Raw genomic sequence first — 21,442 nt, forward strand, 5'->3', positions numbered from 1 at the left:
TATTAAATAAGCGTGATGGCTGTCCAGAATTGGCGATAAGAAGACCATGGAAAGAATGCTTTACAAAAAAGGCTGCGCTATGCTGCTTTTTTTCACGTAAATGTAAACGCATACACTGATTTTTTACTTCAGCGCCAGAGGTTACGAAAATGGGTTATCAGCCGGATAAAAATCGTTACGGGACAATGGAGTATCGCCGCTGCGGGCAAAGCGGGCTCAGGTTGCCCGCCATCTCGCTTGGGCTGTGGCATAACTTTGGTGACGCCACCCTTATCGAAAACAGCCGTCAACTTTTACAGCGTGCGTTCGATCTGGGCATTACGCATTTCGACCTTGCCAACAACTATGGCCCGCCTCCCGGATCGGCCGAACGTAATTTCGGCCGTATTTTGCAGGAGGATTTCCTGCCCTGGCGCGATGAGCTGATCGTCTCTACCAAAGCGGGTTATACCATGTGGGAGGGGCCTTACGGCGACTGGGGGTCACGCAAATATCTGCTGGCGAGCCTCGATCAAAGCCTGAAGCGCATGGGGCTGGAGTATGTGGATATCTTCTATCATCACCGGCCAGATCCGGAAACGCCGCTGCAGGAAACCATGAAAGCGCTTGACCATGTGGTGCGCCAGGGAAAAGCCCTGTATGTCGGGTTATCCAACTACCCGGCGGTTCTGGCTCGCCAGGCGATTGATATCCTTAATGACCTCGGTACGCCCTGCCTGATCCACCAACCGAAATACTCCCTCTTTGAACGTGCGCCGGAAGCGGGACTGCTGAACGTGCTGCAGGAAAAAGGGGTTGGCTGTATTCCCTTCTCGCCCCTGGCCGGCGGGCAACTGACCAACCGCTATCTGAACGGCATTCCGGCAGACTCACGCGCGGCAAGCGGCAGTAAGTTCCTTAACCCTGACCAGATAACCGAAGAGAAGCTGGAGAAGGTTAGAAAGCTGAATGCCATGGCGGAAGAGCGCGGCCAGAAGCTGTCCCAGATGGCGCTGGCCTGGGTATTACGCCATGAGAATGTGACGTCAGTACTGATTGGGGCAAGTAAAGCGGCGCAGATTGATGACGCCGTGGGCATGCTGGCAAACCGCCATTTCTCTGCGGAAGAACTGTCCCGTATAGAAGGCATTCTGAACAGCTCAAAATAGAACCACTTTTAGCAAAAAGTGCTCTCCCTCAGGAATTCGGAGTTGAGGCGATGAAACGAGGCTTTACCAACTCGTAAAATTGCGTTAACAGGCCCCACAAAGGCCCCGATCGTGAAGGAGAAAGAGTATGTTCAGGTCACTGATTCTTGCAGCGGTATTACTGGCTTCAGCCCCGCTGATCGCCACTGCGGGCGAAATCACCCTGTTGCCATCAGTAAAATTACAAATTGGCGATCGTGATGACTACGGCAGATACTGGGACGGTGGCTACTGGCGCGACCGTGACTACTGGAACCGTCACTATGAGTGGCGCGGAGACCGCTGGTGGAAACATGATAACGGCAGACACCGCGGCTGGTATAAAGACAGCGCCTACGAGCGCGGCTACCGTGAAGGGTGGAACGATCGTGATGACCGTCGCGGCGGCTGGGGTCGCGGCAAAGGTCACGGACATGGCCACCACGGTCATGACGATTAACAGCAAAAAGGAGCCTCACGGCTCCTTTTTCTTTTAGAGTCCCAACGCTGTCCCAATCAGCAGCCACAGGTTCAGCGCCACCACCACCACCACGATGGCCCACCCGGTCCGTTTCACCAGCGTTGAGTTGACCAGTTCACCCATCAGGTTTTTGTCGCTGGTAAAGATCAGCAGCGGCACCAGCGCCAGCGCGATACCAAAGCTCAGCAGCACCTGGCTCATGACCAGAATTCGCGTGGGGTCGAGCCCCATCAGAATCACCACAAATGACGGCAGCATGGTGACGGAGCGACGCACCCACAGCGGAATATGGAACCGGACAAACCCCTGCATCACCACCTGGCCTGCCAGCGTGCCCACCACCGTGGAAGAAAGACCGGCAGCCACCAGGCTAAGACCAAATATCGTGGCGGCAGCATGGCTCAGTAGCGGCTCCAGCGTGAGATACGCCTGGTCGAGATCGGCAATACCGGTGTGACCGTTAAAGTGGAAAGCGGCAGCTGCGGTAGCCATCATCGCCAGATTGACAAACCCGGCGATGGTCATGGCGATCGCCACGTCCCATTTGGTGGCGGAGTAACGCTCTTTGCGCGTCCCACCGTGGAGATGCTGCGTCAGCGAGGAGTGCAGGTAAATCACATGCGGCATGATGGTCGCCCCCAATACCCCGGCGGCCAGGAACACCGCTTCCGAGGTTGGCAGGCTTGGGATCGCCATCCCTTTAGCGAGCTGCGCCAGATTCGGCTGTGAGAAAATCAGCTCGACGATATAGGCCGCCGCGACAAACAGCAGCAGACCGCCAATGACCTTCTCCAGCGGCTTTTGACCCCGACGCTGTAGCATCAGGATTAGGAACGTGGCAATCCCGGTGAGTACCGCCCCCTGCAACAGCGACACGCCCAGAATCAGCTTAAAGCCGATCGCTGCGCCGATAAACTCAGCGAGGTCAGTGGCCATAGCGATGATTTCCGCCTGGATCCAGTAGAGCCAGACGGCCGGACGCGGATAATGGTCGCGAATTTGCTCCGCCAGGTTTTTGCCCGTGGCAATCCCCAGCTTTGCAGAGAGCATCTGAATCAGCATCGCCATCAGGTTAGCCCAGACGACCACCCACAGCAGCTTATAGCCGAAGCTGGCCCCGGCCTGAATATTGGTCGCAAAGTTACCTGGATCGATATAGCCAATGGCAGCGATGAACGCAGGTCCCATTAATGCGAACCGCAACTTGCGCGCGGCTCTGCCACTGCTACCCTCTACGCGACTGTTTGTCATTTCTGCCTCTGAAATATAGCCTTTGCTATGTTTAATGCTATCAAAATGAGAATGATTATCAAGTTCATTTGTGAAGTTTACAGTGATTTCTCTGATAGCTTTGAACGATAGACGGGCGGGTAAGTGGGGCGATCTAACAGAAACTGAAATCGCGCGCGCTTTTGTGAAGACTAGCACACAAACTTAACTTTTCACTCATTTACCTAACATAACAAAAATGTATTGTGGATCACTATTTTTGAGACTCGTCACAGGATGTAACTATAGTGTGTCCTCGATCTCGTTTTCTTTTCCCTTGTTACATAGAATGTGCACGAAAATTAAACCTGCCTCATATTTGGAGCAAATATGGACCGCGTCCTTCATTTTGTCCTGGCACTTGTTGTCGTTACTGCACTCGCATTGCTGGTCAGCACAGACCGCAAAAAAATTCGTATCCGTTATGTTGTCCAGCTGCTGGTCATTGAAGTTTTACTTGCGTGGTTCTTCCTGAACTCCAACGTAGGCCTCGGCTTCGTAAAAGGCTTCTCCGAAATGTTCGAAAAACTGCTCGGATTCGCCAATGAAGGGACCAACTTTGTCTTCGGAAAAATGAACGACGAAGGCCTGGCGTTCTTCTTCCTGAAGGTTCTCTGCCCAATCGTCTTCATCTCCGCACTGATCGGTATTCTGCAGCACATCCGCGTTCTGCCGTTCATTATTCGTGGAATTGGCTTCCTGTTATCCAAAGTGAACGGCATGGGCAAGCTGGAATCCTTTAACGCCGTCAGTTCCCTGATCCTCGGTCAGTCTGAGAACTTCATCGCGTATAAAGATATTCTCGGCAAAATGTCCCGTAACCGCATGTACACCATGGCGGCAACCGCAATGTCTACCGTTTCCATGTCTATCGTGGGCGCGTATATGACCATGCTGGAGCCAAAGTATGTTGTTGCGGCGCTGGTTCTGAACATGTTTAGCACCTTTATCGTTCTGTCGCTGATCAACCCGTACCGCGTTGACGCCAGCGAAGAGAACATCCAGATGTCAAACCTGCACGAAGGCCAGAGCTTCTTCGAAATGCTGGGTGAGTACATTCTGGCCGGTTTCAAAGTGGCGATTATCGTTGCCGCCATGCTGATCGGCTTCATTGCGCTGATTTCTGGCCTGAACGCCCTGTTCGCCGCGGTGCTGGGTATCTCCTTCCAGGGGATTCTGGGCTACATCTTCTACCCAGTTGCATGGGTGATGGGTGTTCCGGCTCACGAAGCGCTGCAGGTGGGCAGTATCATGGCAACCAAGCTGGTTTCTAACGAATTCGTTGCGATGATGGATCTGCAGAAAATTGCCAGCACGCTTTCTCCGCGCGCGGAAGGCATTCTCTCCGTGTTCCTGGTCTCCTTCGCTAACTTCTCGTCAATCGGGATTATCGCGGGTGCGATTAAAGGCCTGAACGAAGAACAGGGTAACGTGGTTTCTCGCTTTGGCCTGAAGCTGGTTTACGGCTCTACGCTGGTGAGCGTCCTGTCTGCTTCCATCGCGGCACTGGTACTGTAACGTTTACCGTTAAACAAAAAACCGGGAGCCTGGCTCCCGGTTTTTTTATGCCCGCAACTCTTCCAGCGGTTTGGGTTTACCTATCAGGTAGCCCTGCAGGTAATCCACGCCGAAGCGAAGCAGCATCTCCCGCTGCTCAGGTGTTTCTACATATTCCGCAACAACGCACAGCGATTTCGTCTTCGCCAGATTACACATCGACTGGACGATCATCGCATCCATATCGTCGGTACAAATGTCTTTAACAAAACAGCCGTCAATTTTAATGATATCTGCCTGCAGGCGTCTGAGACGCTCGTAGTTGGCGTAGCCAGTACCAAAATCATCAATGGCAATCCGGAAACCGTAATCCCGCAGCTGCTGAATATTGTGGATGCTGCAGCCAGAGTTTGAGAAGGCCTGCTCTTCGGTGATCTCAATCACGACGGCCTGCGGCGCAACGCCGTAGCGTTCAAAGAGCGCGCAAATCTCGTTCGCCACCTCTTTTTGCATCAGCGTGAGCGGCATCAGATTGACGGAAAAACGGGCACCGGCCTGCGTTGCAGGGTGATCGCGCAGCCACAGCAGTAATTTCTCCATAATGCACATATCAAACCGATGGCTGAGGTTGAACTGGGCAATCAGCGGAATAAAGCGGTCAGGGGTGAAGATCTCGCCCTCGCTCTCCATACGCGCCAGGATTTCGTAATACCCGCTCCCGTCCGCCTTCTGGATCGGTTGCGCGTATAAATGGAACTGCCCCGCCTCAAGGGCATGCTTAATTCGCGCCAGCATCAGGACACGCTCTGTCGTTTGGCCTGATGCCGCCTCAAGGCTATTTGTGAGCGCGAGAACGTTTTGCTCTCCGCAGGCCTGCTCTGCCAGCCAGCTCAGCTGTCCCAGCGTGTGATGCAGCTTTTCGCCGTTTTCGACCATTCCCCAGGACGCGCCAAATTCAATATCCAGCCCGGTGTTGTTCCAGAAAATCTTACGGCTGTTCAGCCGATCGACCATGTGCTGGAGACGCTCGGCGGTTCCCGGTCCCAGTAATACCAGCACCAGTTCGCTTCCCGGAAGCTGGAAGAGCGTCTCATCTTTCTGCAAAAGCGGCTGTAGCGACGTGGCGATCGTACGTTTGCAGTGGACCCGCATGATAATCCCGTAGTGGCGGCTCAAAAACTCCAGGTTATCCATACGCAGAATGCACACTTTGGCATCCGGATGAATCTCTAGGTAATCCTCCAGCGCACGAATATTGGGCAAACCGGTCAGCGGATCGGTCAGCGCCCTGCCCTGCCAGCCCCGTTTCAGCCACTCGCTGCGCTGGTAAATTCTTGACATGTAAAGCAGACAGATAGCAAAAGAGATAAGCACGGACAGGATAAAAGAGAGCGAATGGCCCGATTCCACCCCGTTAAGGAAGTTGTAGTTGTAGGTCAACAGCAGGAGCGCGGATGCCGCCCACAGCAGAGAGATAAGCGCATAGGTCAGGCGGCTTATCGCTAAGGTAAAAAGAATAAAAATCAGCGGCATCAAATAGCCCGCAATGACCGGTGATTCAAAAGGACCACATAAAATGACGAGAATGAAGCCTAAAAGCGTCAGCCAAACAAAAATAAATAATAGATTCTTGTGATAAAACACGGGCTTCACGCTTCGCCGCCAGAAGGTCATGGCATAACGAGGATTAATTATCATTCTTAATGGGTAATAGAACATCATGGTAAAAATCAATGCCGCACATATCAGGCTTTGTATATCCACAACGTTATAAATTACCGTTCCTTCGCCGAAAAAGGTGGAAATAGTCACCGGAAAATCAAACAAATAGCCTGCCATATACATCGACAGTTTAATACCTAATGGCACAATAAAACCGAGCCAGAATATACGTAGCCCGATGTGCTTGTTAGGGATGCTGTGACGCCAGCGCTTGCCCAGCATGAGGCGTAACAGGCCGCACGCCGCGAACAGCGCAAAGGTCTGACAGAACAGTAAAACTGAATATTGTAGCGGTGCTAAATTAACATAAAATAAATTAGTGACAGTAAAACCTAACACAATGGGAAGAATTGCCCTGCGCCCAAATAGCAGAATTACTGCCAGCATAACGCTTAGCGGTAGCCATGCTAAATAAACGTCGTGACCATTAACCATTGCGCGGGGGGAGAGATAACGGGAGACAGGTACCGCAATCAGACAAAGTGTCAGGGCAATTATAAATATCTTTACATTATTGTACGTTTTTCTATTCATTAAGCTGATGAGTATATTATCCGTTCGAATCATTGACCGGGTGGATAATAGGTTTATTAATTGCACGAATCAAGTTCAAGTCTATTTATAGACTGCTTTATTGATGTCGATTGAGGTGAGGTACGAGAATACCTTCTTTTTGATAACAAAATACGGGAGAGGGTGTTACAAACACATAAAAAAACCCTCGTCTTTTGACGAGGGTTTACAATTTTGGTGGAGCTAAGCGGGATCGAACCGCTGACCTCTTGCATGCCATGCAAGCGCTCTCCCAGCTGAGCTATAGCCCCACATGTTACTTTACTAACCGCACTCTGTTGGGTTCAGAGTTTGGTGGAGCTAAGCGGGATCGAACCGCTGACCTCTTGCATGCCATGCAAGCGCTCTCCCAGCTGAGCTATAGCCCCATCGTAAAGCTGTCATGTTGACGGGCGGCATAATATGAATTCCGCTGCGGAGTGTCAACGGCAAAATCAATTCAAGCCATTCAATCGCCGAAAAATCATGCAAATGAATCACTTTGCGAGCCTGCTCGCAGTCAGGAGTTAAGCCTGTCACGTTTTCACGTAAAACGGTGCTATAAAATGAGCCGTTAATTAACCCCACAGATATTCAGGAAATTGCATGATCAAGGAACGAATGACGCCAGAAGAGTTAGCCCTCCTCACTGGCTATAGCCGCCAGACCATCAATAAATGGGTACGCAAAGAGGGTTGGATTACATCACCAAAGCCAGGCGTCCAGGGCGGGAAAGCGCGCCTGGTGCATGTGAACGAAAAAGTCCGTGACTTTATCCGCAGCGCACGTCGGGCAAGTGAAACGTCCGAACTGCCGGAAGGCACCAGCCTTGACGGTTCGCTTCACACCCTACTCCTGACGCTAGCCAATGAAATGACGCCGGAAGAGCAGAAGCAGATGACATCGCTGTTAATGCGGGAAGGGATTACCGGATTGTTGCAACGTTTAGGGATTCGCGATCAGAACTGATATGAAAAAATTACGTAGCAAAATGACCACGGAAGAGCTGGCGGAGTGTTTAGGCGTTGCCAGACAAACGGTTAATCGCTGGATACGCCAGCAGGGGTGGAAAACGGAAGGACTCAACGGCGTAAAGGGGGGTCGGGCTCGGCTCATTCATGTTGATGCGCGCGTGAAGGAACATATTATAAGCCTTCCAGCGATCCGTAACCGTCAGGCGGTTTACCATCTCGCTGAGGCCACGTCTGCCTATAATGGACCCTCTTCAAACCTGTCTCCGGGCATTATTGAGACGCTGGAGAGTATGACTCCGTCAGAGCAGAAGCGTCTGGACGCTTTATTGAAACGCGAGGGTATACACGGTTTTCTTACACGTCTGGGTATCGCGGAAAAAGAGGCATAAAAAAACGGCAGGTTACCCTGCCGTTTTTGTAGACGTGATTACTGCTGATTTTCACGTTCAGCGATGAAGTCCAGCGCCTTGTTAATGCGCGCCACGCTGCGCGACTTGCCGATGGCATGAACCGTTACGTCCAGCGCCGGAGACTGACCCGCACCGGTCACCGCGACGCGCAGTGGCATACCGACTTTACCCATGCCGACTTCCAGCTCGTCTGCCGTCGCCTGAATGGCGTGATGCACATTCTCAGCGGTCCACTCGGTGAGGGCAGCCAGCTTATCACGCACCACTTCCAGCGGCTGACGTGCAACCGGACGGAGGTGTTTCTTCGCGGCGTCCGCGTCGAACGCATCAAACTCTTCATAGAAGTAGCGGCAGCTTTCGGCAATCTCTTTCAGGGTTTTGCAGCGCTCGCCGAGCAGTTTCACCAGATCCGCCAGCTCAGGGCCAGTGCGGGTATCAATATTTGCCTGCTCAATGTGCCACTGCAGATACGTCGCCACATATTCTGGCGGCATGGTATTGATGTAGTGATGGTTCAGCCACAGGAGCTTGTCGGTATTAAATGCGCTCGCTGATTTGCTCACAGAGCTCAGAGAGAACAGTTCGATCATCTCTTCGCGGCTGAAGATCTCCTGATCACCGTGGGCCCAGCCCAGGCGCACCAGATAGTTCAGCAGCGCTTCCGGCAGATAACCGTCGTCACGATACTGCATGACGCTCACCGCACCGTGACGTTTAGACAGTTTTTTGCCGTCATCACCGTTGATCATGGAGACGTGCGCATAAACAGGCACCGGCGCGTTCAGCGCCTTCAGGATGTTGATCTGACGTGGCGTGTTGTTGATGTGGTCTTCACCGCGCACAACGTGGGTAATTTCCATATCCCAGTCGTCAACCACAACACAGAAGTTGTAGGTTGGGGAACCATCGGTGCGACGGATGATCAGATCGTCCAGCTCCTGGTTGCTGAATTCGATCGGGCCACGGATCTGGTCGTCAAAGATCACCGAGCCATCCTGCGGGTTAGCAAAACGCACGACGCAAGGCTCATCAGCAGCATGCTCGCTGTGGTCGTGGCGGCAGCGGCCGTCATAACGCGGCTTCTCACCGTTCGCCATCTGCTCTTCGCGCAGCGCATCCAGACGCTCTTTTGAGCAGTAGCACTTATACGCCGTGCCCGCGACCAGCATCTCATCAATGACGGCGTTATAGCGGTCAAAGCGTTTGGTCTGGAAATACGGGCCTTCGTCCCATTCCAGATTCAGCCAGTTCATCCCATCCATAATGGCTTCAATTGCTTCCGGCGTGGAGCGCTCAAGATCGGTGTCTTCAATACGCAGCACGAACTCACCTTTGTTGTGGCGTGCGAAAAGCCAGGAATAGAGAGCGGTACGTGCACCACCGACGTGCAGATAGCCTGTCGGGCTCGGCGCGAAGCGAGTTTTGATTTTCATGAAATGGCCTTACGTTATAAAGATGCCGGCAATCGGCAAATCCTGGGGAAAAAACGATGGGCAATATTCTATCACTGTGGGGGGAATCCTCAATGTTGATCCCTTTATCATGACCGGGTTTGCGATTTTTGTTTAGAAATCATGCGCCACAGCCCGTTTCGCGATCGTTTTGTTTAATTTTACGACGAACGAATAAAAACTTTAGAAAATGCGTTGACTCATTTTCAACTCTCCCTATAATGCGACTCCACACAGCGGGGGTGATTAGCTCAGTTGGTAGAGCATCTCCTTTACACGGAGGGGGTCGGCGGTTCGAGCCCGTCATCACCCACCATCTACTTCGGTAGACTCGCAGTGTAGATAAGAATTGAGATTGGGCGATTAGCTCAGTTGGTAGAGCATCTCCTTTACACGGAGGGGGTCGGCGGTTCGAGCCCGTCATCGCCCACCATTCTCACCTTATCGCAGCAGTTCCGAAATGGGCGATTAGCTCAGTTGGTAGAGCATCTCCTTTACACGGAGGGGGTCGGCGGTTCGAGCCCGTCATCGCCCACCATTTCGGGTCGTTAGCTCAGTTGGTAGAGCAGTTGACTTTTAATCAATTGGTCGCAGGTTCGAATCCTGCACGACCCACCAATGTAAAAAAGCGCCCTAAAGGCGCTTTTTTGCTATCTGCGATTTGTCTACTTCCCAGCCGTCAACGTCGCAATTAACGTCTTCACCGCTGGCGTCGCCTGCTTCTCGTCATACACCACATATAAATCTGCCGGTATCCGCTCTTTCAGCGGACGGAACACCACGCCCGGCCACTGCATTTGCGCGTAGCTGTCTGCGGCGAGCGTAATTCCCATGCCCATGCTGATCATCGCCAGCACCGTTTGCGGTTCAACGGCTTCGCGCACAATCATCGGCGAAAAACCGGCCTGCTGGCAGACGCGATGTAAAAACGCCCAGTCAGAGTGAGCCGACGGCATCGTGACAAAATACTCGTCCTGCAATTCTGCGAGCGCAATAGAAGGTTCCCTGACCAGCCGGTGATCTTCCGGCATCGCCACCAGAAAAGCCGCCTCACGTAACCGCACGCTGGTAAACCCCGCGGTAGGTTCCGTTGCCATTCGCCAGATCCCGACATCCAGCTCCCGGCGCTCAAGCAGCGCCATCTGCATGACCGGGGATTTCTCGCGAAAAACGACATCAACATTCGGATGTTCTTTCAAAAAAGCGCGCATAACCGTGCGCACCTCACTCCACATGGCGGTGCCCACAATCCCCAGCTCAATGCGCCCTGCTTCCCCCCGGCCAATTTGCTCGACGCGAGCCAGAGCCTGGTTTGCGCTGGCGAGCAGCCGCCGTGACTCTTCCATCAGCACTTTACCGGCATGCGTCAACGCGACGCTCCGCGAGTGGCGAATAAACAATAACGTGCCCAGCTGGCTTTCCAGCTCTTTAATATGCAGGCTTAACGGCGGCTGAGACATATTGAGACGGGCCGCAGCCCGTCCAAAATGCAGTTCCTCCGCCACGGCCAGAAAATAGCGCAGCAGCTTGAGATCGGTCCGATAGACGCGTTCCATCAAAACATATCCTGGCGATAACACTTATGCGCCTACCTTAAAGCCTTTCCGCGTCCGGAGGGGAAATTTAGTGCGCAACTGTGCGCATCCCGCTGTTTTTGCTGGTGTGGCGATAGTTAAAGCTGAAGTAAAAGACTACCGCGAGCGCCAGGGCATAGGCCGCAAATACCAGCCAGATCGTCTGCCAGTCCTTCACCCCGTCCAGCGAGAAATAATCAACGGCCATACCGCTCAATACCGATCCGAAATACGCCCCGATACCGTTAACGGTCGTCATAAACAGCCCTTGCGCGCTGGCGCGGATATCGGCGCTGACCTCCTGTTCAACAAATACCGAGCCGGAAATATTGAAGAAGTCGAACGCGCAGCCGTAGACAATCATTGAGAGCATGAGCAGCACGAAGCCCGTCGCGGACGGATCGCCAAAGGCGAATAGACCGAACCGCAGCATCCAGGCCACCATGCTCATCAGCATAACGGCTTTAATGCCAAAGCGTCCGAGGAAGTACGGAATGGTCAGAATGAAGAACACCTCAGACATTTGCGAAACGGAGAGCAGGATGGACGGGTATTTGACAATAAAGCTATCTGCATACGCCGGATTACGCGCAAAATCATGCAGAAAGGGGCTGCCAAACGTGTTGGTTATCTGCAGCACGGCGCCCAGCAGCATCGCGAATAAAAAGAACACCGCCATGCGGGGCTGTTTAAACAGGATAAACGCATTGAGGCCCAGCTTGCTTGCCAGCGACTGAGAGGTTTTCGCCTGTGCAACTGGAATGGCTGGCAATGTCAGAGAATAGAGCGCCAGCAGCAGGGACGCGGCAGCCGCAATATAGAGCTGCACGTTGCTCAGCTCCGCCCCCATCAGGCTTATGGCCCACATCGCGGCAATAAAGCCCACGGTGCCATACACCCGTCCTCGCGGAAAATGGCTCACCGTATCCAGCCCTGCCTGTTCAAGACATGAGTAAGAAATCGTATTCGACAGCGCAATCGTGGGCATGAAGGCCATCGCATTCACCAGCATGACCCAGAACATCAGGCCAGGCTCATTGACCTGTGCGGCATAGCAGAGCGCGACGGCGCAGACGAGGTGGCAAATCACGTAAGCACGATCTGCCCGCAGCCATTTGTCGGCAATAATTCCCACCAGCGAGGGCATAACAATCGCGGCAAGTCCTTTGGAGCTGTACACCATGCCCACGTCGGAGCCGGTAAAGTGTAGGGTGTTAATCATGTAAGCGCCGAGGGTTACCAGCCAGCTCCCCCAGATAAAATATTGCATAAAGGACATCAGCTTTAAGCGAGTCGTGATGTTCATAACCCATTCCTTATAGCATTGTGGCCCTGGCGGGCCACTTTATTGTTTTACTCAGGCAATATGGCGAAGAAAACCGCAGATAAGATTGATAAAGTTCTGGCGGGAGAGCTCGGCGGCAGCGAGGGTTTGTTCATGCGAGAGTTTGACCTCCCCCAGCCCTTCGGCGAGATTGGTAATTGCAGAAACGGCCACGACCTTCAGGCCGCAGTGACGGGCGGAAATCACTTCCGGCACCACGGACATGCCCACCACATCGCCGCCGATAATTTGCATCATGCGGATCTCGGCCGCCGTCTCAAAGTTCGGGCCGGGATAAGAGACAAACACCCCTTCATGCAGCGGGAAGCCTTCTTTCGTTGCCACGGTTTGCAGAACGGCACGGTAATCCGCGTCGTAAGCATTGGCCAGAGAGAAGAAACGATCGCCAAAGCGCTCATCGTTCAGCCCCACCATCGGCGTGCCCGGCATGGTGTTGATATGGTCGCTCAGGGCAACCAGGCTTCCTGGCTGAACCTCCGGGCGCAGTGAGCCCGCCGCATTGGTGCTAAACAGCAGCTCGCACCCCAGCAGCGTAAAGGTGCGGATCGCATCGGTCATGATGGTCATCCCGCGCCCTTCATAGAAATGGCCGCGCCCCTTCATGCAGGCAACCGGCACCCCGGCCAGATGCCCGAGCACCAGCTCGCCGGCATGGCCATGCACGGTGCTCACCGGGAAGCCCGGCAGCTTTTCGTAGCTCAGGGAAACGGCGTCATCAATCTGGTCGGCAAGTGCGCCCAGGCCAGAGCCGAGAATAAACGCCACGCGAGGCGTGAAGTTCGGCTTAGCGGCGCGAATGATATCGGCGCAGTACCACGGGTTATTCGAGAGGGTCATAGAGGCTCCTTAAGGATGAAAATCGCGATAGCGGGGATCGCATGACTTACGTCTTATATCCGCAGCCTGCCGGTGACCTCCAATACACTTTCACCGCACCATCAATACTGATTGTGTATCGATGCAACTCCCTGCCAGATATGGCAGTTTTGCTCAAGCTAATCCCGTCGGTGCCGATACCTCTGTTTTATAACGCGAGGAAAAAGTATGACGACCATTCAGGCTTCAACCCAACAGATTCAAACCAGCGGCGCGAGTGGCACTTCGAGCAGTAACGATATCTCTGCGCAAATCACCCGCATTCTCGACAAGATCAAAAAGCTGACCCAGCAGTTAAAAGAGCTGGCGAACAGCCCCGTCAGCACGGATGAGAAGAAGAAGCAGCAGGAACTTATTCAGACCCAGATCAAAGTGCTGCAGGCGCAGCTCGCCGCACTGCAGCGCCAGCAGGCTGAAGAGGCCCAGAAGAAGCAGGATCAAAAACTGGGCAAAGTGGAAGGAGTGAACAGCCCGTCAGACAAAAATCAGATCGATATCTACATCTAATCTTCTGATGCGTTAAACAGTGGGTCGCGTATGCGGGCTTCGGTTAATCGTTGTGCCTGAATACGCACCACTTCCCAGATAGCCTGCGCCGCCCCCGAGAGTGAACGATTTTTTCGCCGCACCAGCATCAGCTTTCGCTCGACAACGGGCGTTAATCGCTTGACGGCCAGCCGGCTTCCCTGCGGCAGGGGAAGCGCCAGGGCTGGCAACACGCTGATGCCAATCCCGGCTTCCACCATCGGAAACAGCGTCGCCGGGTGACCAATCTCCTGGACAATCGTTGCCTCTACGCCCTGATTCACCAGCGCGGAATCAATCAGCGGACGGCTGCCCGAGGCATAATCCTGTAAAACCAGGTTCGCGCCCTGCAGGGACTGCCAGCTGACTTCCGGCAATGTGGCCAGCGGATCGTCGTCACGACAGAGCAGCAAAAAGGGCTCCGAAAGTATGCTTTCGCACGCCAGATCGCTCACCTGACCGGGATCGATAACAATACCAAAATCCACATCTCCCTGACGGATGCTCTCCAGCACCCACTGTTGCGGCCTGTCATGCAGGACAAAATCAATGTCCGGGTAGCGATGACTGCCCTCGGCTATACACTGCGGAATAAGGTGCGCAGAGATCGTCTGGCTGGCCGCGACCCGCACGGTACCCGAAAGCTGCTGCCCCAGCCTCCCCACGTCTCTGAGCGTGCTGTTCAGCTCATCCAGCAGCCGCTCGAGGCGCAGGGCCAGCTGCTGACCTGCTTCGGTCAACACCACTTCGCGCGTGGTGCGGTCAAGCAACTTCACCCCGGTCTGATTCTCCAGCTCTTTCACGCTGTGGCTGACCGCCGACTGGCTCAGGCCAATCATCTCCCCTGCCCGGCTAAAACTACGAGCCTGCGCCACGGTGACAAAAACACGAAGCTGACGTAATGAATAATTCATCTATTTAATTCATGAATGGATGCAATAAATCAATTTTATTTCTCAAACGGAAGAAAGCACAATAGCGACATCTGTTTTCAGGAGAGATTATGAAACTTTTTCGTATCCTTGATCCGTTCACGCTTACCCTGGTGGTTACCGTTTTACTGGCCTCGTTTTTCCCGGCTCGCGGCGGTTTCGTCCCATTCTTTGAAGGCTTGACCACGGCGGCCATCGCCCTGCTGTTCTTTATGCACGGCGCCAAACTCTCCCGCGAAGCCATTATCGCAGGCGGCGGACACTGGCGACTGCATCTGTGGGTGATGTGTAGCACCTTTATTCTCTTCCCGATCCTCGGGGTGCTGTTTGCCTGGTGGGCACCGGTTAACGTCGACCCGGCGCTCTACACCGGCTTCCTGTATCTCTGTATTCTGCCGGCCACCGTGCAGTCCGCCATCGCTTTTACCTCGCTGGCAGGCGGCAACGTGGCGGCCGCGGTCTGCTCGGCATCCGCATCCAGCCTGTTAGGGATTTTCGTCTCTCCGCTGCTGGTGGGCCTGCTGATGAACATGCACGGGGCGGAAGGTAACCTGGAGCAGGTCGGAAGAATTTGTCTGCAGCTGTTGCTGCCGTTTGTCCTGGGCCATCTCTCCCGTCCGTGGACCGGCGCATTTGTGGTGAAGCATAAAAAGTGGATCTCAAAAACCGACCAGACCTCGATTCTGCTGGTGGTTTACTCTGCCTTCAGCGAAGCGGTCGTGAACGGGATCTGGCACAAGGTGGGGGCAGGCTCGCTGCTGTTTATCGTGGTGGTCAGCATTGTCCTGCTGGCGATTGTAATAGCGGTAAACGTCTTTGTGGCACGCAAGTGCGGCTTCAACAAAGCGGATGAAATTACGATTGTGTTCTGCGGTTCGAAGAAGAGTCTGGCTAACGGTATCCCGATGGCCAACATTCTGTTCCCGACCTCGGTGATTGGAATGATGGTGCTGCCGCTGATGATTTTCCATCAGATCCAGCTGATGGTCTGCGCGGTGCTGGCGCGTCGCTACAAACGCCAGACCGAAAAGCTGGCGCAGGAAGAGACCCGCGCCGCGAAGGCTTAAGGGCGTTTCAGGGGCTGAACCAGCTGGGTCAGCCCCTCGGTTTTGATCAGTAACGTGATAGCCATCAGCTCGCCCAGTCGCCCTGCCGGGAATTCATCCTTGCGGGCAAACCACAGCAGATACTCCTCCGGCAAATCGATCAGCCTGCGGCCCTTGTATTTACCGAACGGCATCTCGGTATTGGCGATCTCAACGAGCTGCTCTTTCTCCACGTTACTCTCCTAACAGACGCATCATTTCCGCTTCGTCGATAACCTCAATGCCGAGCTCCTGGGCTTTCGCCAGCTTAGAACCCGCCGCTTCCCCGGCGATCACCAGGTCGGTTTTCTTCGACACGCTGCCCGCCACTTTTGCCCCCAGCGCCACCAGACGCGCTTTTGCATCGTCGCGTGAAAGCTGGCTCAGGCTGCCGGTCAGCACCACCGTTTTACCGGCGAACGGGCTGTCGATCTCTTCGGCGTTGACCACTACCGGTGCTGGCCACCTGATGCCCTCTTCCAGCAGTTTGCCGATGACTTCGCGGTTGCTCTCTTCGGCGAAGAAGTTAAAGACGTGCGTGGCGACAACGATGCCGACATCCGGAACTTTCTGCAGCTCCTCGATGCTCGCCTTTTCCAGCGCCTCCAGCGTACCAAAGTATGCTGCCAGACCTGCTGCGGTTGCTTCACCCACTTCACGAATGCCCAGCGCGTACAGGAAGCGGGCGAAGGTGGTCTCTTTGGCGGCTTCCAGCGCGTTAACCACGTTCTGGGCTGACTTCGGCCCCATGCGGTCCAGACCAGTCAGTTTGCCCGCCGTCAGTTTGAAGAGATCCGCTGGCGTGTGGACATACTCTTTCTCAACCAGCTGATCGATAATTTTATCGCCCATGCCGTCGACGTCCATCGCCCGACGGGAGACGAAGTGCTTCAGTGACTCTTTACGCTGTGCGCCACAGATTAAGCCCCCCGTGCAGCGCGTCACCGCTTCACCTTCCACACGCTCTACGTCAGATCCGCACACCGGGCAATGGGTCGGGAAGACAATTTCGCGCGTATCATCAGGACGTTCTGACTCCACAACGTTAACCACCTGCGGGATCACGTCGCCCGCGCGGCGAATCACCACTTTGTCACCAATGCGCAGGCCCAGGCGTTCGATTTCATCGGCGTTATGCAGCGTGGCATTACTCACCAGCACGCCCGCAACCTGCACAGGCTCCAGACGGGCAACCGGGGTAATGGCGCCCGTACGGCCGACCTGGAACTCCACGTCGCGGACGAAGGTCATCTGCTCCTGAGCCGGGAACTTAAACGCCACCGCCCAGCGCGGCGCGCGCGCCACAAAGCCCAGCTGCTCCTGCAGCGCCAGTGAGTTCACCTTGATGACCACGCCATCAATATCAAACCCGAGCGTCGGACGGTCCTCTTCCACTTTGTGGTAGAAAGCCAGTACCGCTTCCGGCGAGTCGCAGAGCTGAACGCGGTTGCTCACCGGCAGGCCCCACGCTTTAAACTGCAGCAGACGCCCGAGATGGGTATCCGGCAGCTCGCCGCCCTCCAGAATACCGACGCCGTAGCAGAAGAAAGTAAGCGGTCGCTTCGCGGTGATACGCGGGTCAAGCTGGCGCAGAGAGCCCGCCGCCGCATTACGCGGGTTAGCAAACACCTTCCCACCGGTGCGACGCGCCTCTTCGTTAATTTTCTCGAAGCCCGCCTGGGGCAGGAACACTTCGCCGCGCACTTCCAGACGCGCAGGAATGTTGTCGCCCTGCAGCTTCAGCGGGATCGCTCGGATGGTACGCACGTTGGTGGTGATGTCTTCACCCGTCGTGCCGTCGCCACGCGTCGCGGCGCGTACCAGCACGCCGTTTTCGTAGAGAAGGCTGACTGCCAGGCCATCCAGCTTCAGCTCGCAGCACCAGGTGAGGGAGTCGCTGCTTTTCAGGCGATCCTGCACGCGCTTGTTAAACGCGAGGAAGCTCTCTTCATCGAAGACGTTATCCAGCGACAGCATCGGCACTTCATGACGCACCTGGCTAAAAGCCCCCAGCGGCTCAGCGCCGACGCGCTGGGTGGGGGAATCCGGTGTGATGAGGTCAGGATGCTGCGCCTCTAATTCGCGCAGCTCGCGCATCAGGCGGTCATACTCCGCGTCCGGAACTTCCGGTGCGTCCATAACATGATAGAGGTATTCATGATGGCGAAGCGTGGTTCGCAGTTCAGTGAGTTGTTGTTCGATTGAGTCCATATCGCACCATCAATGAGAAAAAACCCCCGACAGGCGGGGGTTGAGGAGGAGTTGAAGTCAACGCGGCGATTACGCGTTGGCTTCCTTAACTTCGCGGATGCGGTCCTGATACTCGCGCAGTTTCTGCGGGGTCATCATTCGACGCTGATCGTCGAGCACCACACCGCCGACTTCGTCAGCGATATGCTGGGCAGACTGCAGCATCAGCTTAAAGTTTTGCAGTTCGTCGCCGTAGGACGGCACCTGCATAAAGATAGTCACACCCGGGGTCACGAAATCACCGGTCATTTCCGGATCAAAGGTGCCAGGGTTAACCATGTTGGCCAGGCTGAACAGCGCCGGGCCGCTACCGTCAGGACTCAGGTGGCGATGGAAAATGTTCATATCGCCAAACTTGAAGCCTGCCTGTTGAATACTGTTAAGCAGCACGTCACCGTTGAGATGGCTACCGTGATGCGCGGCCACGTTCATAATGATCACCGCTTCTTTACGCTGCGGTTTTTCAACAACCGGCTCTGGCTCTACAACGGGCTCAGGCTCAACGTGCGGTGCCGGAGCGGGCTGAGGCGCAGGCTGTACATGAACAGGCTGCTGCGGTTGTTGTACCGGCTGAGCAGGCTGTTGTTGCACGGGCTGCTGCACCGGTTGCTGTTGAACCGGCTGGGCAGGCTGCTGATAGACAGGCTGTTGCGGCGGCTGGCGCACCGGCTCTTCCACAGGCTGCTGCGCTGGCTGGCGCGGCTGTGCGGAAGCATACGGCGGTTGATACTGGTGCTGCGAAGGACGAGGTGCTTCTTGCTCCCCATGGCCTGCGCCGGGCGCAGTATTGACCCGATGAACACGAACTTCACCCACGCCGTCGTCGTCGCTGCCGTCGATGTCATCTTCACTGTCATCGTCATCACGACTGGACTTCATGCGCTTCAGTGGGCGATCGCGAAACATCGAGGAACGCTCTTTACGGCTGGTCCAGAAACCATGTACCAGTAAAGCGATTATGGCGATCGCGCCAACAATGATTAATATCAGACGCAAATCCTGCATCATTATATTCTCTGTTGTTCTAACACCTTGCCACCACGGCAAACATTTACTCACTAAGAGTATTTGCCGTTTACGTCAAGTGCAAGTGTGTGCAGAGCATTCACAGCATAAAGATGAAGGAAATCGTGCTTTTTGCTGGTTTTTCGAACATTTCCGAACTGGTCATTGCTCCGTAAGTGGATAATATAGGCGGGCAATTCCACTGGTTGTGTAAAAAGGAGTACAGCCTGGCTATGGTTTCAACATCTTCTTCTCCCCCGCGCAGCGGCGTCTGGTATTTTTCTCAGGGCTGGAAACTGGTCTCCCTGCCGGGGATTCGACGCTTCGTCATTCTCCCACTGTTGATCAATATTATTCTGATGGGCGGCGCGTTCTGGTGGCTGTTCACCAAGCTGGAGAGCTGGATCCCGTCGCTGATGAGCCATGTGCCGGACTGGCTGCAGTGGCTGAACTACCTGCTCTGGCCGGTGGCGGTGATTTCCGTGCTGCTGGTGTTTGGCTATTTCTTCTCGACGATTGCGAACTGGATAGCCGCACCGTTTAACGGTCTGCTGGCGGAACAGCTGGAAGCGCGGCTTACCGGCGCGACGCCGCCGGACACGGGCATATGGGGGATCATGAAAGACCTCCCTCGCATTATGAAGCGTGAATGGCAGAAGTTTGCCTGGTACCTGCCCCGCGCGGTTGTGCTGCTTATCCTCTACTTTGTGCCAGGCATTGGCCAGACGGTGGCACCCGTGCTGTGGTTCCTGTTCAGCGCCTGGATGCTGGCCATCCAGTACTGTGATTATCCGTTCGATAACCACAAGGTGCCATTTAAAACGATGCGCACCGCCCTGCGCAGCCAGAAGGTCGCCAATATGCAGTTTGGCGCGCTGACCAGCCTGTTCACCATGATTCCCTTCCTGAATCTGTTCATCATGCCCGTCGCCGTCTGCGGCGCGACGGCGATGTGGGTCGACTGCTACCGTGCTAAGCACGCGTTATGGAAATAATGCAAAAATGTGTAAAGCAGGGGTGGCTTATGCCGCCCCTTATTCCATACTGATCCCCATTATTTCCTTGCAGTATATAGATATGCGAATTCCTTACTTCCCCCTACCTGCTCAACAGGTATGCTGGGTCGGTATCCCAATTTCATACAGTTAAGGACAGGCCATGAGTAAGATTTATGAAGACAACTCGCTGACTATCGGTCATACGCCCCTGGTTCGACTGAACCGTATCGGTAATGGACGCATTCTGGCGAAGGTCGAATCACGTAACCCGAGCTTCAGCGTAAAATGCCGTATCGGTGCAAACATGATTTGGGATGCTGAAAAACGTGGCGTACTAAAGCCAGGCGTTGAGCTGGTGGAACCGACCAGCGGCAATACCGGTATCGCCCTGGCCTATGTGGCTGCCGCGCGCGGCTACAAGCTGACGCTGACCATGCCAGAAACCATGAGCATCGAGCGTCGTAAGCTGCTCAAAGCGCTTGGCGCGAACCTGGTGCTGACCGAAGGCGCGAAGGGCATGAAGGGCGCCATTCAGAAAGCCGAAGAGATTGTGGCCAGCGATCCGGCTAAATATCTCCTGCTGCAGCAGTTCAGCAACCCGGCTAACCCGGAAATTCACGAGAAGACCACCGGTCCGGAAATCTGGGAAGATACCGACGGCCAGGTTGACGTCTTTATCTCCGGCGTGGGTACCGGCGGTACGCTGACCGGCGTGTCGCGCTATATTAAAGGCACAAAGGGTAAAAAAGACCTGATCACCGTTGCCGTTGAGCCAACCGACTCACCGGTTATCACCCAGGCACTGGCGGGTGAAGAGCTCAAACCCGGCCCACACAAAATTCAGGGTATTGGCGCAGGCTTCATTCCGGGCAACCTGGATCTGAAGCTGATCGATAAAGTGGTTACCATCACTAACGAAGAAGCCATCTCTACCGCGCGTCGCCTGATGGATGAAGAAGGCATTCTGGCGGGTATCTCTTCCGGTGCGGCCGTTGCGGCAGCGCTCAAGCTTCAGGAAGATGAAGCCTTTACCAATAAGAATATTGTGGTTATCCTTCCGTCCTCGGGTGAGCGTTACTTGAGCACCGCACTGTTTGCCGATCTGTTTACCGAAAAAGAACTGCAACAGTAGTGCCAGCATGTTAATAACGCGTAAAAAAGCACCTTTTCAGGTGCTTTTTTGTGGCCTGCTTCAAACTTTTACCCCTCCTGGCATTGCTTCACCCCGAAGGGTCTGGTATTTAAACCAGCAATTATTTTGATGCGTGAAATTAATCGGCAAACGAAATAGCCTTGCTGAATCGATTTTATGATTTGGTTCAAGTCTTGC

The 21,442-nt window shown here is 54.5% G+C and carries 19 protein-coding genes and 6 tRNA genes; 13 read left to right on the forward strand and 12 right to left on the reverse strand.

Going from position 1 to position 21,442, the window contains the following annotated elements; all coding sequences use genetic code 11:
- The first annotated feature begins 149 nt into the window (after positions 1–149).
- Together mgrA and ACMGG5_RS22775 are read left to right on the forward strand one after the other, a co-directional pair.
- Positions 150–1,148 carry an L-glyceraldehyde 3-phosphate reductase gene (mgrA, locus tag ACMGG5_RS22770; RefSeq protein WP_267215127.1) on the forward strand — a complete coding sequence of 333 codons (999 nt, stop codon included), beginning with the start codon at positions 150–152 and terminating at the stop codon, positions 1,146–1,148.
- A gap of 127 nt (positions 1,149–1,275) precedes the next feature.
- Complete coding sequence (locus tag ACMGG5_RS22775; protein WP_024907627.1) at positions 1,276–1,626, forward strand: DUF2502 domain-containing protein; 351 nt, start codon at positions 1,276–1,278, stop codon at positions 1,624–1,626.
- A 33-nt stretch (positions 1,627–1,659) separates the two neighbouring features.
- Here the strand turns inward: ACMGG5_RS22775 and ACMGG5_RS22780 are convergent, their stop codons facing one another.
- Positions 1,660–2,898 (reverse strand): Nramp family divalent metal transporter, encoded by a 1,239-nt coding sequence (locus tag ACMGG5_RS22780; RefSeq protein ID WP_024907626.1) that lies wholly within the window; start codon positions 2,896–2,898, stop codon positions 1,660–1,662.
- Between the two features lie 348 nt (positions 2,899–3,246).
- On the opposite strand from ACMGG5_RS22780, the gene ACMGG5_RS22785 reads away from it, so the two are divergent.
- Entirely contained in the window at positions 3,247–4,434 is a 1,188-nt protein-coding gene (locus ACMGG5_RS22785; RefSeq protein ID WP_024907625.1) for a NupC/NupG family nucleoside CNT transporter, read from the forward strand.
- A gap of 45 nt (positions 4,435–4,479) precedes the next feature.
- Here the strand turns inward: ACMGG5_RS22785 and ACMGG5_RS22790 are convergent, their stop codons facing one another.
- The 3 genes from ACMGG5_RS22790 to ACMGG5_RS22800 all read right to left on the reverse strand — a co-directional run bounded on the left by ACMGG5_RS22790 (position 4,480) and on the right by ACMGG5_RS22800 (position 7,076).
- Positions 4,480–6,669 (reverse strand): EAL domain-containing protein, encoded by a 2,190-nt coding sequence (locus ACMGG5_RS22790; RefSeq protein WP_420278550.1) that lies wholly within the window; start codon positions 6,667–6,669, stop codon positions 4,480–4,482.
- A 214-nt stretch (positions 6,670–6,883) separates the two neighbouring features.
- A tRNA-Ala gene (locus tag ACMGG5_RS22795) sits at positions 6,884–6,959 on the reverse strand.
- 41 nt (positions 6,960–7,000) lie between these two features.
- Positions 7,001–7,076: transfer RNA gene (locus ACMGG5_RS22800), tRNA-Ala, on the reverse strand.
- A 217-nt stretch (positions 7,077–7,293) separates the two neighbouring features.
- Between ACMGG5_RS22800 and ACMGG5_RS22805 the strand changes: the two genes are divergently transcribed.
- Positions 7,294–7,656: a YfeC-like transcriptional regulator gene (locus ACMGG5_RS22805; protein WP_024907623.1), complete on the forward strand. Its 363-nt coding sequence runs from the start codon at positions 7,294–7,296 to the stop codon at positions 7,654–7,656.
- 1 nt (position 7,657) lies between these two features.
- A complete protein-coding gene (locus tag ACMGG5_RS22810; RefSeq protein WP_032645222.1) occupies positions 7,658–8,050 on the forward strand; it encodes a YfeC-like transcriptional regulator in 393 nt (130 codons plus the stop codon).
- A 38-nt stretch (positions 8,051–8,088) separates the two neighbouring features.
- Here the strand turns inward: ACMGG5_RS22810 and gltX are convergent, their stop codons facing one another.
- Complete coding sequence (gene gltX / locus ACMGG5_RS22815) at positions 8,089–9,504, reverse strand: glutamate--tRNA ligase (RefSeq protein ID WP_024907621.1); 1,416 nt, start codon at positions 9,502–9,504, stop codon at positions 8,089–8,091.
- Positions 9,505–9,762: 258 nt separating this feature from the next.
- Here gltX and ACMGG5_RS22820 point away from each other — a divergent pair.
- From ACMGG5_RS22820 to ACMGG5_RS22835, 4 genes are all read left to right on the forward strand, one after another.
- Positions 9,763–9,838, forward strand: a tRNA-Val gene (locus ACMGG5_RS22820).
- 41 nt (positions 9,839–9,879) lie between these two features.
- Positions 9,880–9,955 (forward strand) — tRNA-Val (locus ACMGG5_RS22825).
- Positions 9,956–9,984: 29 nt separating this feature from the next.
- Positions 9,985–10,060, forward strand: a tRNA-Val gene (locus tag ACMGG5_RS22830).
- Positions 10,061–10,064: 4 nt separating this feature from the next.
- A tRNA-Lys gene (locus tag ACMGG5_RS22835) sits at positions 10,065–10,140 on the forward strand.
- 47 nt (positions 10,141–10,187) lie between these two features.
- Here the strand turns inward: ACMGG5_RS22835 and ACMGG5_RS22840 are convergent.
- The 3 genes from ACMGG5_RS22840 to xapA form a co-directional block, all read right to left on the reverse strand.
- Complete coding sequence (locus tag ACMGG5_RS22840) at positions 10,188–11,078, reverse strand: LysR family transcriptional regulator (RefSeq protein WP_061714688.1); 891 nt, start codon at positions 11,076–11,078, stop codon at positions 10,188–10,190.
- A gap of 67 nt (positions 11,079–11,145) precedes the next feature.
- Entirely contained in the window at positions 11,146–12,402 is a 1,257-nt protein-coding gene (locus tag ACMGG5_RS22845) for a nucleoside permease (protein ID WP_420278551.1), read from the reverse strand.
- Positions 12,403–12,453: 51 nt separating this feature from the next.
- On the reverse strand, positions 12,454–13,278 hold the full coding sequence (xapA, locus tag ACMGG5_RS22850; RefSeq protein ID WP_024907618.1) for a xanthosine phosphorylase: 825 nt from the start codon (positions 13,276–13,278) through the stop codon (positions 12,454–12,456).
- Positions 13,279–13,485: 207 nt separating this feature from the next.
- Here xapA and ACMGG5_RS22855 point away from each other — a divergent pair, with 207 nt between their 5' ends.
- Complete coding sequence (locus tag ACMGG5_RS22855; RefSeq protein ID WP_024907617.1) at positions 13,486–13,824, forward strand: FlxA-like family protein; 339 nt, start codon at positions 13,486–13,488, stop codon at positions 13,822–13,824.
- On the opposite strand, the gene ACMGG5_RS22860 is transcribed toward ACMGG5_RS22855, so the two are convergent.
- Complete coding sequence (locus ACMGG5_RS22860; protein WP_420278552.1) at positions 13,821–14,756, reverse strand: LysR family transcriptional regulator; 936 nt, start codon at positions 14,754–14,756, stop codon at positions 13,821–13,823. The genes ACMGG5_RS22855 and ACMGG5_RS22860 overlap by 4 nt on opposite strands.
- A gap of 89 nt (positions 14,757–14,845) precedes the next feature.
- Here ACMGG5_RS22860 and ACMGG5_RS22865 point away from each other — a divergent pair, with 89 nt between their 5' ends.
- Positions 14,846–15,841 carry a bile acid:sodium symporter family protein gene (locus ACMGG5_RS22865; RefSeq protein ID WP_420278553.1) on the forward strand — a complete coding sequence of 332 codons (996 nt, stop codon included), beginning with the start codon at positions 14,846–14,848 and terminating at the stop codon, positions 15,839–15,841.
- Here ACMGG5_RS22865 and ACMGG5_RS22870 read toward each other — a convergent pair.
- The 3 genes from ACMGG5_RS22870 to zipA all read right to left on the reverse strand — a co-directional run bounded on the left by ACMGG5_RS22870 (position 15,838) and on the right by zipA (position 19,117).
- The gene (locus ACMGG5_RS22870) at positions 15,838–16,053 is read right to left on the reverse strand and encodes a DUF3820 family protein (RefSeq protein ID WP_003861328.1); all 216 of its coding nucleotides are present in this window, start codon (positions 16,051–16,053) and stop codon (positions 15,838–15,840) included. The two genes, ACMGG5_RS22865 and ACMGG5_RS22870, sit on opposite strands and share 4 nt — an antisense overlap.
- 1 nt (position 16,054) lies before the next feature.
- A complete protein-coding gene (gene ligA, locus ACMGG5_RS22875) occupies positions 16,055–18,070 on the reverse strand; it encodes an NAD-dependent DNA ligase LigA (RefSeq protein ID WP_061714685.1) in 2,016 nt (671 codons plus the stop codon).
- A 69-nt stretch (positions 18,071–18,139) separates the two neighbouring features.
- Positions 18,140–19,117 carry a cell division protein ZipA gene (gene zipA / locus ACMGG5_RS22880; RefSeq protein ID WP_032646698.1) on the reverse strand — a complete coding sequence of 326 codons (978 nt, stop codon included), beginning with the start codon at positions 19,115–19,117 and terminating at the stop codon, positions 18,140–18,142.
- A gap of 230 nt (positions 19,118–19,347) precedes the next feature.
- Here zipA and cysZ point away from each other — a divergent pair, with 230 nt between their 5' ends.
- Together cysZ and cysK are read left to right on the forward strand one after the other, a co-directional pair.
- Positions 19,348–20,109, forward strand: a complete 762-nt coding sequence (cysZ, locus tag ACMGG5_RS22885) for a sulfate transporter CysZ (RefSeq protein ID WP_024907612.1) — start codon at positions 19,348–19,350, stop codon at positions 20,107–20,109.
- Positions 20,110–20,272: 163 nt separating this feature from the next.
- Positions 20,273–21,244, forward strand: a complete 972-nt coding sequence (gene cysK / locus ACMGG5_RS22890; protein WP_014884739.1) for a cysteine synthase A — start codon at positions 20,273–20,275, stop codon at positions 21,242–21,244.
- The last annotated feature ends 198 nt before the right edge of the window (positions 21,245–21,442 follow it).

The sequence above is a fragment of the Enterobacter sp. BNK-34 genome, from assembly GCF_048684445.1.
Classification (GTDB): domain Bacteria; phylum Pseudomonadota; class Gammaproteobacteria; order Enterobacterales; family Enterobacteriaceae; genus Enterobacter; species Enterobacter pseudoroggenkampii.

What these genes read in the sequence shown, in the direction of transcription:
- mgrA (WP_267215127.1), top strand. Translation starts at nt 150, where the DNA reads ATGGGTTATCAGCCGGATAAAAATCGTTACGGGACAATGGAGTATCGC.
- ACMGG5_RS22775 (WP_024907627.1), top strand. Translation starts at nt 1,276, where the DNA reads ATGTTCAGGTCACTGATTCTTGCAGCGGTATTACTGGCTTCAGCCCCG.
- ACMGG5_RS22780 (WP_024907626.1), bottom strand. Translation starts at nt 2,898, where the DNA reads ATGACAAACAGTCGCGTAGAGGGTAGCAGTGGCAGAGCCGCGCGCAAG.
- ACMGG5_RS22785 (WP_024907625.1), top strand. Translation starts at nt 3,247, where the DNA reads ATGGACCGCGTCCTTCATTTTGTCCTGGCACTTGTTGTCGTTACTGCA.
- ACMGG5_RS22790 (WP_420278550.1), bottom strand. Translation starts at nt 6,669, where the DNA reads ATGAATAGAAAAACGTACAATAATGTAAAGATATTTATAATTGCCCTG.
- ACMGG5_RS22805 (WP_024907623.1), top strand. Translation starts at nt 7,294, where the DNA reads ATGATCAAGGAACGAATGACGCCAGAAGAGTTAGCCCTCCTCACTGGC.
- ACMGG5_RS22810 (WP_032645222.1), top strand. Translation starts at nt 7,658, where the DNA reads ATGAAAAAATTACGTAGCAAAATGACCACGGAAGAGCTGGCGGAGTGT.
- gltX (WP_024907621.1), bottom strand. Translation starts at nt 9,504, where the DNA reads ATGAAAATCAAAACTCGCTTCGCGCCGAGCCCGACAGGCTATCTGCAC.
- ACMGG5_RS22840 (WP_061714688.1), bottom strand. Translation starts at nt 11,078, where the DNA reads ATGGAACGCGTCTATCGGACCGATCTCAAGCTGCTGCGCTATTTTCTG.
- ACMGG5_RS22845 (WP_420278551.1), bottom strand. Translation starts at nt 12,402, where the DNA reads ATGAACATCACGACTCGCTTAAAGCTGATGTCCTTTATGCAATATTTT.
- xapA (WP_024907618.1), bottom strand. Translation starts at nt 13,278, where the DNA reads ATGACCCTCTCGAATAACCCGTGGTACTGCGCCGATATCATTCGCGCC.
- ACMGG5_RS22855 (WP_024907617.1), top strand. Translation starts at nt 13,486, where the DNA reads ATGACGACCATTCAGGCTTCAACCCAACAGATTCAAACCAGCGGCGCG.
- ACMGG5_RS22860 (WP_420278552.1), bottom strand. Translation starts at nt 14,756, where the DNA reads ATGAATTATTCATTACGTCAGCTTCGTGTTTTTGTCACCGTGGCGCAG.
- ACMGG5_RS22865 (WP_420278553.1), top strand. Translation starts at nt 14,846, where the DNA reads ATGAAACTTTTTCGTATCCTTGATCCGTTCACGCTTACCCTGGTGGTT.
- ligA (WP_061714685.1), bottom strand. Translation starts at nt 18,070, where the DNA reads ATGGACTCAATCGAACAACAACTCACTGAACTGCGAACCACGCTTCGC.
- zipA (WP_032646698.1), bottom strand. Translation starts at nt 19,117, where the DNA reads ATGATGCAGGATTTGCGTCTGATATTAATCATTGTTGGCGCGATCGCC.
- cysZ (WP_024907612.1), top strand. Translation starts at nt 19,348, where the DNA reads ATGGTTTCAACATCTTCTTCTCCCCCGCGCAGCGGCGTCTGGTATTTT.
- cysK (WP_014884739.1), top strand. Translation starts at nt 20,273, where the DNA reads ATGAGTAAGATTTATGAAGACAACTCGCTGACTATCGGTCATACGCCC.